General features: G+C 57.8%; 1 protein-coding gene. It reads left to right on the forward strand.

The genetic code is table 11. From position 1 onward, the window contains the following. The coding region (locus ACPYOM_RS22440) for a hypothetical protein (protein ID WP_481347655.1) at positions 1–275 on the forward strand (275 nt) is incomplete at both ends.

Consider the following 275-nt stretch of genomic DNA (forward strand, 5'->3'; position numbering starts at 1 on the left):
GAATTGCCGACCTGGCAACGCAGAACACCGCCGAGTCGAATTCCGAGGCCTCCGGATTGACGATGAAGCAAGGCCGCGAGCTCATGGACAAAGCTCTCAAGGTCATGGAGGACATGCGGGACACGATTTCCGGCGACGTCAACGAAACCGATCAGGCGACCGACGCTCAGTATGCCAACTCGCGACTCCATCTCGTTGCCATTACCGTCTTGCTTATCGTGTTCTCGGTCGGTTGCGCCACCTGGATTTCGCTCAATATCTCCCGTGGCCTGAGG

This window comes from Monashia sp. HAY1-2A (assembly GCF_056755315.1).